This is a genomic window from Paenibacillus sp. MAEPY2 (genome assembly GCF_000499205.1).
Taxonomy (GTDB): Bacteria; Bacillota; Bacilli; order Paenibacillales; family Paenibacillaceae; genus Paenibacillus; species Paenibacillus vandeheii.
In genome coordinates, this window is sequence record NZ_AWUK01000011.1 from 156,572 (window position 1) to 169,126 (window position 12,555).

The 12,555-nt window shown below is 45.2% G+C and carries 12 protein-coding genes; 5 read left to right on the top strand and 7 right to left on the bottom strand.

The window, feature by feature from the left end; genetic code table 11:
- Nucleotides 1–1,025 precede the first annotated feature (1,025 nt).
- From P364_RS0110205 to P364_RS0110220, 4 genes are all read left to right on the top strand, one after another.
- Nucleotides 1,026–1,748 (top strand): class I SAM-dependent methyltransferase, encoded by a 723-nt coding sequence (locus tag P364_RS0110205; protein ID WP_236642242.1) that lies wholly within the window; start codon nucleotides 1,026–1,028, stop codon nucleotides 1,746–1,748.
- A 573-nt stretch (nucleotides 1,749–2,321) separates the two neighbouring features.
- Nucleotides 2,322–2,468 (top strand): hypothetical protein, encoded by a 147-nt coding sequence (locus P364_RS37780; RefSeq protein WP_173405220.1) that lies wholly within the window; start codon nucleotides 2,322–2,324, stop codon nucleotides 2,466–2,468.
- 486 nt (nucleotides 2,469–2,954) lie between these two features.
- Nucleotides 2,955–3,341, top strand: a complete 387-nt coding sequence (locus tag P364_RS0110215; protein WP_024630034.1) for a MerR family transcriptional regulator — start codon at nucleotides 2,955–2,957, stop codon at nucleotides 3,339–3,341.
- Nucleotides 3,342–3,402: 61 nt separating this feature from the next.
- The gene (locus P364_RS0110220; protein ID WP_024630035.1) at nucleotides 3,403–4,227 is read left to right on the top strand and encodes an NAD(P)-dependent oxidoreductase; all 825 of its coding nucleotides are present in this window, start codon (nucleotides 3,403–3,405) and stop codon (nucleotides 4,225–4,227) included.
- Between the two features lie 321 nt (nucleotides 4,228–4,548).
- On the opposite strand, the gene tnpC is transcribed toward P364_RS0110220, so the two are convergent.
- The 3 genes from tnpC to tnpA all read right to left on the bottom strand — a co-directional run bounded on the left by tnpC (nucleotide 4,549) and on the right by tnpA (nucleotide 6,850).
- A complete protein-coding gene (tnpC, locus tag P364_RS0110225; RefSeq protein WP_029880899.1) occupies nucleotides 4,549–6,099 on the bottom strand; it encodes an IS66 family transposase in 1,551 nt (516 codons plus the stop codon).
- A gap of 80 nt (nucleotides 6,100–6,179) precedes the next feature.
- Nucleotides 6,180–6,533 (bottom strand): IS66 family insertion sequence element accessory protein TnpB, encoded by a 354-nt coding sequence (gene tnpB, locus P364_RS38700; RefSeq protein ID WP_081717956.1) that lies wholly within the window; start codon nucleotides 6,531–6,533, stop codon nucleotides 6,180–6,182.
- Nucleotides 6,527–6,850, bottom strand: coding sequence for an IS66 family insertion sequence element accessory protein TnpA (tnpA, locus tag P364_RS0110235; protein WP_024630038.1), 324 nt, complete (start codon nucleotides 6,848–6,850; stop codon nucleotides 6,527–6,529). The genes tnpB and tnpA overlap by 7 nt, the downstream gene beginning before the upstream one ends.
- A gap of 348 nt (nucleotides 6,851–7,198) precedes the next feature.
- On the opposite strand from tnpA, the gene P364_RS0110245 reads away from it, so the two are divergent.
- Nucleotides 7,199–7,831: a histidine phosphatase family protein gene (locus P364_RS0110245; protein ID WP_024630039.1), complete on the top strand. Its 633-nt coding sequence runs from the start codon at nucleotides 7,199–7,201 to the stop codon at nucleotides 7,829–7,831.
- A gap of 126 nt (nucleotides 7,832–7,957) precedes the next feature.
- Here the strand turns inward: P364_RS0110245 and P364_RS0110250 are convergent, their stop codons facing one another.
- The 4 genes from P364_RS0110250 to P364_RS0110270 all read right to left on the bottom strand — a co-directional run bounded on the left by P364_RS0110250 (nucleotide 7,958) and on the right by P364_RS0110270 (nucleotide 12,549).
- Complete coding sequence (locus tag P364_RS0110250; protein WP_024630040.1) at nucleotides 7,958–8,428, bottom strand: ferritin-like domain-containing protein; 471 nt, start codon at nucleotides 8,426–8,428, stop codon at nucleotides 7,958–7,960.
- A gap of 841 nt (nucleotides 8,429–9,269) precedes the next feature.
- A complete protein-coding gene (locus P364_RS0110260) occupies nucleotides 9,270–10,610 on the bottom strand; it encodes a sugar phosphate nucleotidyltransferase (protein ID WP_029880901.1) in 1,341 nt (446 codons plus the stop codon).
- Between the two features lie 38 nt (nucleotides 10,611–10,648).
- The gene (locus P364_RS0110265) at nucleotides 10,649–11,758 is read right to left on the bottom strand and encodes a glycosyltransferase family 4 protein (protein WP_024630042.1); all 1,110 of its coding nucleotides are present in this window, start codon (nucleotides 11,756–11,758) and stop codon (nucleotides 10,649–10,651) included.
- Nucleotides 11,755–12,549, bottom strand: a complete 795-nt coding sequence (locus tag P364_RS0110270) for a DUF6492 family protein (protein ID WP_024630043.1) — start codon at nucleotides 12,547–12,549, stop codon at nucleotides 11,755–11,757. The genes P364_RS0110265 and P364_RS0110270 overlap by 4 nt, the downstream gene beginning before the upstream one ends.
- Between the last annotated feature and the right edge of the window lie 6 nt (nucleotides 12,550–12,555).

The window sequence follows — 12,555 nt, forward strand, 5'->3', positions numbered from 1 at the left end:
ATTAAAACCATCGCAAAGAACATTATCCTTCCTAAGAAATAAGTTAAATAGAGTTAGTGAGGAGAGTTAAAAGAACCCTGCAGAAGTAAATAACATGAGAGAAAATGAGGTTTTAAGTGTTTTAGATCATTGAATTGATTCAGCCACAAGAAGATTCTTATTAACGGTGCAAGGGGGATTGGAAGACGAAATACATAAATAATAGAAGAGATTCGTCATACTGAAAACTTGAAGTCGATGATAAAAGCACAGGAGTATAGGACTTCGATTGAATAACGATTTTTTTGTATCCAATTGTGCCGTGCCGTAAAGCCTACATAGTGCGGAACGGAGCTCACGAATCGTTTGTTTCAACTGTTCTTGTTGTTCTGAAGTTAATCGAACAGGCGCACCGGGTGAATGATTCATTTGGAGACCAGAAAGCCCTACGGTTTGATACGCCATATGAGCAAATTGTTCGATTTCGGTTCCTTGTAGATACAAATACAGTGTCTGGTATCGTTCGTACTTCCGACGTTTTTTGGCTTGCTTCATCGCGGTTTCGATCTCTTGAAAGGATGCTTTATAGTGCATTAAATTCCTCTGGCTGTCTGAAATCATTGTCTATATTACTTCGACAAGTAGCCATGAAATCCTTACCATAGTTTTCTAATCTTTAGTTCAACTTATATAGCAAGAATCAAAACTTTACCTAAAGAAACAACGTTAGAACATCTAAATTGAATGCGAATTACATAATGATTTTAGAATAAATCATTTCAAGTTTTAAAGTTGATGAATCATATAAATGATGTATCTAGGATTATAATATTAACAATACTACACAATTCGTTTTCGTTACCTTGAGAACGGCTAAACGCGAACCAGAAGTGCTTGTTTCCAATTGAACGGTTTTACTATGTAGGAAGCTGAATTCTGGCGAGGAGATATTCAACAAAAGTATGTGAAAATTTAATTTTATTAGGACTTTTGTTAATGGAAAAATCATTGACTTAAGCCCTGATGGGAGAAGGGAAAGATGTTTGGTGAACAGCAAGGAAACCAACGGTGCTTCGTACGAAAGTGTGACAGATCAGCAGCTTCAGGATCAGTTGAAATATTATAAAGAACGAGCTCCAGAGTATGATGACTGGTGGTACCGTCGAGGCACATTTAATCAAGGAGACGAAGCCAACCAAATCTGGTTCGATGAGATCAGTACGATTAAGGATGCTTTTAAAGCTGAACATTTTCATGGTCACTTTCTTGAACTTGCGGCGGGGACTGGCACTTGGAGTAGTCTGTTCTTAAAAGAAGCCCTTATATTGACCATTGTAGACGGTTCCGAAGAAATGCTTTCGCATAATCCGGTAGTATCTGAACCCAATGTAAGAACGATCATTGCAGATCTTTTCAGTTGGTCTCCGGATCAGTTATACGATTCAGTTGCTTTTACTTTTTGGATATCTCATTTACCCAGAGAGAGACTGGTGAGCTTTTTCACCATGGTATCACGCTGTTTGAAGCCCGGAGGGAAAATGTTCTTTATCGATGATCGAGAAGTAGCAGGAACCCGTGAGTCTCATGTTGTGGGGACATCTGGGCAAACGATGGTTCGGAAGCTTAATAATGGTGATCATGCTACTATAGTGAAGAATTTCTTTGGCGATAAAGAGATTGAGCAAATTGCTGCTAGTGTGGGAATTGAATTGCATGTCCATTGCACCCCTAAGTACTTTCTGTATGGGATAGGGTCCAAAACTGTCTAAAGCAGCACAATATAGATAACACTAAATGTTCGGTGAAAATAAAGAATTAGACTGGAGTCGTTGATTTAACGCGGTTTTTGAATTAAAAGAATCGTCAGCTTTTTTAGGGGGGGAGGAACGATGTTTTCTTTAAAGTAGCGAACTTTTATGTCAATAATAAGTGCTGTGAACAGAACAATTTAATTTTGTACTTTGTGTCATTTGGGTAGGGAACTTTATTTTTATGTCAATTCAATGTACAAATGTCGAAGGACAAGAACATAGTCATATTGCCGATTTGATAGATGTTAAATCATACAGGAGTAGAGTGTGAGCACTGTAATGTGCTGGAAGAGGCCATATGACGGTGGCTTAGTCTACAACTTTATTTTCGCGCCTAATACTTTGTTTTATTTGAACACAATGAAAAAATCCTTTTACAATCATTGTCAGTACATTATAATACAATCACCAGGTGGATTACCTAACAATAAAAGTGAAATATTGTAATTACCTTTTCACAGTCATGTAGTCACCCTCGGTTCGTCATAGTCTTGAGTTGCCTATTACATAATAGATATCGGAGGTATGGTTATGGTCAAGAAGAAAATTTCCACAGCCCTCAGCGCCGCTTTAATCGTTTCTATGCTGGCTACTGGCGTGATAGTCGCTATCCAAGGTAAAACAACGTTAGAGGTAGCGAAGTCAGCAGGGGATAAAAAGGTTGAAGTTATTAAATGAAGAAGCTAGGTGCGACTCTAGTAGTCTCAATTAGGGGGTATTCGAAGCACCTGATGCGAAAGTCAGCGGAATCAAAAGACACCACAGTGGTAGCAGCTAAAGATAGAAAGTGAACAAAAATAGTAAATTTATTAACCTCAGCTCGGTTAACCCAGCTGAGGTTTTTATCATTGTGGAGTGGAACAGAGTACGAAGGGAAGGACAAGAACATGTTCCAATTATCCATTAGTCATGTTTTGCTCACTAATTCATAAAGCTAACGGGGGTAAGCGTCAAATCCCGCACACCTAGTAAAGCGACGGGATTCATGCGATCATTTGCGTAGCTGAAAGTTACGCGCGCACGTAAGTTGATGCGAGTTATTTTTCGACCGCGGCCACTAAACTAACGGGCAGAATTTCAGGTGCCTTTACATAGCCCAATCAAAGTGCTATGATGCAAACATGACGTTAACGTTATATTCTATCTTGGAAGGAGTGATTGATCATGGACCGCATGCGTATCGGCGTGTTGACAGAACGGGCCGGGGTTACCCAACGCACGGTGCGCTACTACGAGAGCATCGGACTGCTTCCTTCAGGCGAGCGCGAGGGCAACGGTCATAACTACTACACGGAAGAAACGATCGCCCGTCTGCGGAAGATCGATCAGTTGAAAAAGCTGGGCTTAAGCCTCGAAGAGATTCGGGACGTTATCGAGCTCTACTTCACGGACCCAAGCGGAGTGCAGCCGAAGCGGAAGGTTCTCGGCCTGCTGCGCCGGCATATGTCCGACACAGACGAGAAGCTCGAAGCGCTTGGGCAGTTCCACGCCGAACTACAGTCTCATATCGAACGCTTCGAGCGGTGGCTCGAGGCCAATGATCGTGACTAATTTTTTTTGCTAAAAACATAACGTAAACGTCATGTTTAAAAATTCGAAGGAGGTTATATTCATGAGAGAAAACATTGGTTTTATCGGACTCGGCCAGCTCGGGCTACCCATCGCTGCCAATCTGCTCCAAGCCGGTTATGCGCTGACCGTATACAACCGCACCGCGGACAAAGCGGAGCCGGTCGTTGCTCAAGGCGCGTTGCAGGCGGGAAGTCCCGCTGACGCCGTGACGGCCGGGGGCATTGTCGTCACCTTGGTGTGGGACGATGAAGCATTGGAAGACGTCGTCAGGAGCGAGGGTTTCCTGGAGAGACTGGGGCCGGGCGGTATTCATGTGTCGATGAGTACGGTGTCGCCGGATAAGGGCAGGAAGCTGGCGGACTTGCACGCGCGGCACGGCTCCGTATATGTTGAGGCGCCCATCTTTGGGCGGCCTGAGGCAGCAACTGCCAGGCAGTTGTGGATTCCCGTTGCGGGTCCGCAGGAAGCGAAAGAGCGGGTGTGGCCGGTGCTGGAGGCTATGGGAGCCAAAGGGATCTTTGACTTCGGCGAAGGAGCCGGTACCGCCGTGCTAGTCAAGCTGATCGGTAACTTCCTTATCGTCTCTGCCGCACGCTCGCTGGAGGAAGCACTAGGAATGGCCGAGCGCGGTGGGGTCGATCCCAAAGCGGCGGTCAACATGCTTACGAGCACTCTGTTTACCGCCCCAATCTATCAAAGCTATGGCAAAATGATTGCAGAGAAGTCAACAACCATCTCCCAAAGCAAAATTCCGCAGAAGGATGTCGGCCTCTTCCTGTCGGCGGCGCAAAACGTGCAATTCCCTGCTCCGCTCGCCGGTTTGCTGCTCGATATGCTGGAGGACGGGGATCGGAGCAGACAATAGACAAAGCAGATTAGCAAAATTAGAAGGGGCTGTCCCAAGGTTGAACGAAAGTGATCACAGGGACAGCCCCGTTTTTATCTTTCATCTTTCTACCGTATGGGGAGCATATCACCGTAGAGGGATGCTCCTTAAACTTGCTGTTAGAGACAGCGCGGTGAATTGTATCGCAGTAAAACATTACGCAACGGATACGATAGTTCAATGTCCGCCGAGGGCAATCCCCAAAAAGAGTTCCATTTAAACGATTTTATTATCAAGAAACACGAGTATTGAAGGAACACCGAATAACCCCGTATTGGATGGAACGGAGCTGAACGATGCTTATTTGGAATAGACGCGGCATACAAGCGGCAATGAAGCTGACCAGGGAACAAGCTTGCTCAGTGCTTCAGGATCTGCTGGATTGGGAAGCTGTGGCAGCCGCTCAAACAGATGCTGCAAGTACAGATGTGGCTTGAGACCGTTAGCTTTAGCCGTCTCCACGATGCTGTAAATGATCGCGCTGGCCTTGGCTCCGCGCGGCGTATTGCTGAACAGGAAATTTTTTCGACCGATAACCACGGGCTTAATCGAGCGTTCGCTGCGGTTATTATCGATTTCCAGCCGTCCGTCCTGCAAGAATACGTTCAGCTTCTCCCACTGGTTCGTACAGTAAGTGATCGCCGTACCTAACAAACTTTTGGGCAGTACACGCGACCGCTGAGCTTCTAACCAAGCAGAGAATGCGTCCAAGATCGGTCGACTCTCCGCAAGTCGGGCTTCATAACGCTGCTCGGGCGTCGCATCTTTCCACTTACGTTCCACCTCAAAGAGAGCGTTACACAGGGCCAGTCCTTCCGCAGCCACTGTGTTGGAACGCTGACCTGCAGGTAACGCTTGAAGGGCCTCGTGATATTTCCGCCTTGCATGAGCCCAACAACCCAACTGCGTGACACCTTCCACTTGATTGTAGCCGCTGTATCCATCCGTCTGCAGATAACCGGTAAATCCCTTGAGGAATTTGCCCGGATATTCGCCGCCTCGTCCCGTCTGGTAGTCGTACAGAATGATGTCCGGAACAACCCGGCCGGTGTGATACAACCACAGGTACGACTTCGTTTGCGCTGCACGCCCCGGCTCCTTGAGCACTTGAAGGGTTGTTTCATCCGCATGCGCAATGTCTCGTCTCAACAGTTCCTTATGCATGTAGTCATACAGCGGCGTCAGCCAGCGTTCTGGGCCCGCGATCATCCAGTTCGCTAGCGTTTGGCGTGACAGTTCAACGCCCAAACGCAGGAACTGCTGCTCCTGCCGGTACAGCGGCAGGCTGTCCACGTACTTCTGGCTCATAACATACGCCATCATCGATGGCGATACTAGACTGCCCGGTACCACCGGTGTGGGCATCGGTGAGGTCACGATTGGCGTGGAAATCGCTTCTTGTTCGCAACGACGGCAACCGTACACATAGCGTATATGCTCCACTACGTTCACTTGAGGAGGGATGAGCTTTAACTCCCGCCATACTTCCGTACTCATTTCGTGCAGCTTTCCCGCGCAACACGAACAAACCTGCTCATCTTCGCTCAGCCGGTATTCAATCGTCTCGACTGGCAGCGATGCGAGTTTCGCTTCTCGACCGCCGACCGTTTTCTTACGCTTGTAAGTGATCGTTTCCATCGTCGGCTCCGGGGCCGCTGGATTCGCTTCGGCCTCCTCTTCATTGAAAAGTGTGAGTTGATCGGGATGGGTTTGTTCACTTGACGCGCCGAAACGCCGATGCTGCGCCAGACGGAACTGCTCCTCGTACCACTTCAGCTTAGCCGACAATTCCGCAATTTGCTGTTCCTGCCTTGCCGTCTTTTGTTTCAGTTCTTCGATTGTAGGTGAGATTTCCGCACTTTTTTCCTTACCGTTTCATTTCGTTTGTTCTTGGCTTGATTCCTGCATGCTTATATGACGAAATGGCGAATCTAAATCACGGTTTCCACCATGACTCTTGCATGGGCTTGCCGCTGGCTAAGGGGAAGCCCGTCAAGCAGCCAGCGAAGCTCGCGAGAGGTGACCGTCACAACTTGTTCATTGCCGGTCGGCCACTGAAACGTGCCATGTTCCAGACGACGGTAAAAAAGCCAGAAGCCGTTGACCTCCCAAAAGAGGAGCTTGAGCTTGTTACGCTCGCGATTGCAAAACACGAACAAGCTCGGAGAGAATGGATTCAGGCCATAACCTTCTTGGACGAGAGCAGCGAGTCCATCGATTGATTTACGCATGTCCGTGGACCCGACAGCCAGATAGACAGGGTGTGCGTTTGAAAACGTCAGCATGATGACGTTAAGGTTTCTACCGCTTCACGAAGCAACTGCCGGTCAAATCCTTTTTGAAGGGTGATGCAGGCAGGCCCGACATGAATAACAAGCGAAGAAGTGGCAAGAGGAGCGTTGAGCTCCGTGACGGTAACCGGAATAAAGCGTGCCGAAGAAACGATGTCTGACGAGGCGATTTTTTTGAGCTTCCGTGTCCAATATTTCAATTGTTCCACATTGACTTGATTGGCACTGCACCATGCCACCATCGTTAGTCCGCTGGCCTTATAAGCTTCAAGTTTCGCCCACTCATTTTGACGTTGATCTCTTTTTGTCATGAGGCAACCTCCTCATTTAGGATGCCTTCATTTTCTCATGAGCTTGAGGCTCTTGAAAGGTGGGGAGTATTTTACGTTTACTAACGGGGAACGTTAGCTCAATAAAACTAAGAAGGCATCAAAGTGATCAGCTGCTGTTTTCAGGATATAGATGATCAGGAGAACCCGCAGGTGACGCGGATTCCCGTCTCGATCGTGCTTTCTTCCGAGCTGGTATCGTGGCAGGAGGTGTTGACATAGAATAGATGAAACTATTGTTCCTTTTCCATTGTTACCTCAAAATGATGAAACGTTGTATAAATTTTTGTAATAAGGGGGATTGTATAAGAAAAAAAAGGTGGAAGAGAGATGTACCGATTATTCATTTTCGTACCCTGTTTTTTTCTGTTGCTTGGAACAACTTATAGTGCCTGGGGAGCAGAGATTACCGGATCTTCTCTCATAAAAGATCTTCAAAAAGGCGGATACATCCTTTATATCCGACATGGAGACGCAACTGTAGGGGAAGATCAACAAAATTTTAGTCTAACAGATTGCACTACGCAGAGGAATTTAAGTGTTATGGGAAAGGAACAGGCTGAAAAGTATGGCGATGCTATCCGTAAACTAAACATTCCCGTCCATATACCTATAGAAGCAAGCCCTTTATGTAGAACCCTCCAAACGGCTCAAACTGCTTTTGGTACACAACATGTAAAAGTAAATGAATTCTGGTTAAACATATATAATCTCAGTCAAAACCCGAGCACTGAAAAAATAAATAGTACATTGCAAGCATTTACAAACGAAATTGAACAAACACCTCCAACTCACTTTAACAGAGTAATTGTAGCTCACTCCTTTCCTCCCGGGGTGGGCCTAGGAGAACTCGCGAGTATGGAGACAGTTATTCTAAAACCGCTGGGAGATCAACAAGGGTATAAGATTATTGGGAAATTGACATTAGAAGATATTTTACAGCTAGCCGGAATGTCAAATTAAATTGAAGATTGTATTTTAAGAGGAAAAGGTAAAAAAATGGGCAGCTCTTGGTGACAAAAGCTGCTCCTCTTTTATTTCCTCTTGGATTTATCTTATTTCTTCATCTTTATGATTTGTTGATGAAATTTATCTGGATAAGTTATAAGTTATCAAATTGTTGTATTTATCAGCATGTTTTTGTTCGTCAAGAATGATTCCCCAAAGGGTATCCTTGTAGATTCCATAAGGAAGTCCAAACCAAATCCTTCTGTACTTTTCAATAGCTGCTAATTCACCCTCGAAAGCCCTTTGTAGTCCACTTATATAAGAGTTAATTGGACTATATTGTTCGTCACTCTCACCTGAGATATCTTGGCCCGTGAGATCTTTATACATTTGTCTAAACATCATATTGTGTCCTCGTTCATCATCTCTAATTCCTGTAATAATTGCAGCTTGAGTGGAATTTGGAGCAAGTTTGATTAGAGCATCGTAAAATAACTCATCATTTCTTTCACCTTGAACTGCTTCCTTGATTAAGTGAATGGCCTCAACCGATGAGGTTGACCATATAGGTGCAAATGTGGATCTAAAGTAAAAAGGATGTGTGTTATACATGTAAATCCCTCCGTGATTCATAATGTTCACTATATGCTCAAAAGCCTATATAGGTTCATGGTTTAATGTGATTCATAAATTAAGCTGCAATAGAAGAACAAGAAACACAACGGGTAAAGTTGAATTTATTTTATCTTTAGTGATCAGTATAAGACTTGTCGTCATATAGCGATCCATAGTTATGTTTTGGTGGTAGTATGCCTTAACAAAGGAATCCAGCGACAACGGTAGGTTGAATCTCTCTACTTCAATAATGTTTGTGAGCATAATTTGGGTTTAAAAAGAGCCTTAGAATATTCTAAGGCTCTAATCAAATATAGAGTGATTGTCATAATACCAAATTAGAGAACAGTCATGAAAGTAAAAAATATGTTACTGCCGCAAAAATGATTACATTGGAAGGCATGACATAGAGGGCCATTCTTTTGACTTTTAGTTTTATTTCATAACAAGCTTTATTGAAGAGATATTCTGCGTAAGAATGAAATTACCGAATTATCAATCCCTCGACTGTCAGATGTTCTGTCATCCCCCACACATCCGGGCTGGAAGACAAGAGCATATATTCATAGACTGCAAAATAAGCGTTTTTGAAATGATCACTTACCTTATGAATTCTCAATTCAAAAAATACCAAACTACCACCGTTCCTGCTGAAATAGCGGGAGCGGTTGTTCAAATTTCACCCGAAGGCATGGGAAGCAAGCAGGATGGCGCAATAAAAACAAGCTGCAAAATCAGGCGGAATGGCAGACCGGTACAGGCTTTCCATTAAACTTCATTTTTTCACGTGCTGCATTCATATATGCTTAAATGTAATGCTCCCATGTCAAGAAACACTCTACCAATCTATTTCAAATCGAGTGTTATCTTCTTGAGCGAGATCCTTACCAAGTTGAACCTCCATCAGCTCAAGATGAGTAACAGCCTTTATTCCGTGCTTAATGCCAGCCGGAAATTGTAAAACATCACCCGCCCGCAGCTTATATAGTCTATCTTCCATTAGAATCTCCGCGTTGCCGGTCACAATTGTCACGATTTCTTGCCTTTCGAGATGCCGGTGATAACTCGTATATTTTCCTTGGGTGAGCTGCACTTTCTTGATCATGGCTTCCATTCCCGATTCATCTTTCCAATAATTCAGGACTTGATAGGAGCCCCATCTTTTCTCTTCATACATTGGAATCTGCGGCACTTGAGCGAGTATTTCCTTGATTTGATTGGCTTTATCCTTATTCGCGATCAGAATGCCATCGGAACTTGCCGCAGCGATGATATCCGGGACGCCAATGATTTCAATGGGGTAGGGCAGTTCGTTAATGAGATGGGTATTCGGGGAATCGTCCGATATTCGCCCAGGTCCGATCACTTGATCCTCCAAATAACCGCTTAGCGCCATCCAACTCCCCAAATCATTCCAATATCCATCATAACCCATGACAACAGCAGGCATGGTACGCTCAACGACTTCCCGGTCGAAACTGGCATTGGCAAGTTGTTCGTAGTGAGCCAGCCAATGCTCAACTTGAACAGGATGCCCCATGTCCTGCATATACTTGAGCATGAATCTTAAGGGGAATGCAAATACACCGCAGTTCCACATCGCGTGACGCTTGATTAAGCGACTGGCCGTCTGCTCATTAGGCTTTTCTATGAACTGATGGATGAAAGAATATTCGCTATTCTCCTTGGTCAGGACGGGAACGATATAACCGAACTGATCGGAAGAATGAGTAGGCTTTGTTCCGAGGAGAGCGAGATTTGCCTTAGAATGCAACAGGATATCGGGAAAACGATGGAGCAGCCGAAAAAATGCGGTATCGACGTAAGTGTCCGCGGGAAGAACACAAATCGTTTCATCCGAATCGACTTGCAGCTTCTCATGAAGGTAACTTACAGCATAAGCGATGGCTGTGAAAGTCCCTCTTTTATAGGGTTCCCCTAGGATAGGGATGTGCTCACCAACATAGCTGCGCGTAATTTCCACTTGACTCTGATGCGTGACGATACACGTGGAATGAAGCAGCCCCACCTCATCCAGTTGTCTACATATCCGTTCAATCATCGATTCCTTGATCCCGTCTTCGGATGTCAAAAGCTTAAGAAATAACTTGGAGCGAATCTCGTTGGATAAAGGCCATAGCCTTTTTCCCGATCCCCCGCACAATAGTACAATACGCAAGCTCATTCCTCCTTCCTGAGGGAACATCACCTAGATCCTTATGGCTTGGATTGAATGACCTCTTCAATTGCATTTTTCATTAACTTCCCCGCCCGATCCCAGGATAGCTGAAGCATATCCCTTCGCCCTAGGCGTCCTTTCCGTTTACAAAGATCGGGATTCTCGTACGCTTTCCGCATGAGCTTTTTGAGGCTGTTCAGATCTGGTTCGGCCCAGCGTTGTCCCTTTTGTGCAAACAAGCTGCTGAATTTTCTGGATATGGCTCTGTTCATGCTGCTTGAAGGGCTCCTCAGCTTATACGGAACCAGGAATGAGTTGCTGTACGTAAGGAAATCCATTTGCCCACCCCAGCCTGTAGCAATGACCGGTACGCCGCTCGCCAGCGATTCTAAAAAAGGCAGTCCGACGCCCTCGCCACGGGTGGGGAGGACGAATGCATTTCCGAGCGTATACAAGCCTTTGAGACTGCTTTCACTGAGCTGACGTCCGATAATGACAACAGGGGCTGTATCTTTTTGAATCCCCAATCTCATTTTGTATTGCATGACTTTCTGCTGAATCCATTTCTCGTTCTCATTCGCCGTATATCCGTTCGTTTTGATCACCAGAATCACGTTATCTTTTGAGGAAAATTCCTCCCAGTATGCCCTTAGCAGGCCCTCCGGATTTTTGCGATGCTGGAAGCCGAAGACAGACACGAACGTAAACTTCCCTGCCGCAGCTGGCAAATACATCTTCTTATTGTTCGGATGAAACTCCTTAGTGTCTACCCCATGAGGAACTACAAAAATCGGGACTTTCACCCCGCTGTGCGTTAGAGCACTCTTGTTATGCAGGGAGGGAACACACACCGCATCGAATTTGTTCATATGCGAAAGCCAGCCTTTGGGGGTCTTGCTTGTTTCCCACACGGTATTCAAAATCATCGAATCATACACGCTATGCTCTTTTTTCCATTGCATGTGACTGGGAATATGGTGATAAATGAGAACCTTTTTGCCCTGGATTCCGTTATTACGATGGCTTGGCGCACCTAATCTAACGGTTACACCCTGCCGCTTCAGTGATCTTGCATAGGCTCTGCTGGCACGGCCAAGACCGCTTGTTTTGTGTATCGGTCCTTTCCAAACCACCTCATAGGGCTTCATTTAGCAACAGCCTTGGAAGATTTAAGATACCCTTTACGTTTGTGAAAAGAAATGGACCGGTATGTTTGGGTCAGGGAAGACATCTTGGAAGGAGAGATTTGAGGGAAACTCAAATGTAAGCTCTTATTTTTTGCCTGCTTCAAAATCATATTCCCGGGCTCAGACGAGTAAAGGAAATTGCCATATGTTTCAAATTCGGAGAAAGCAAATTGCTTAGATTTATTCATACTTCTCATAATGGCCGAGTTCCAGCTCGTGTTATGTCTGGACTCAATCGCTTGTTTTAACTGCTTCACTTTTGCTTTCTCGAACAGCATGTAATGGGTAACGAAGGATCGTTTGGAAGAATGGCTTCTACCCATCAGTTTCTTATACGTACGGAAGTATTCAGGCTGACTCCAGTTTCGACAGTAAAATACCGTCTTGTTGCCGACCTTAAAGACATGGGGACGAATAAGTACGGTGTCGGCATCCATCACCAAATAGTATTTGGATGAGCACAACTTATCGCCGCCCAGCTTAAGCAGCTGCTGATAAAGCCAGCCTGATCGATCCCACGATTTGGATTGATAGTGAATGTTTTTCTTCGTTATGGGCAGAACCGTATCTTCATGAACGAATCGACACCCCATTTTCGTACACAGATCCAGAATTCTTTGCTTCCGCGGAGCTACGATGATGATTTCATGAATAGGGTGCTTCACATATTTTCTTACGGCATCAATAACATGGGGGAGTGTCGCCAGATCCTTCTCAATCGCTGGGATTAACACATCAATTGGTGTTGTCATTTGCTC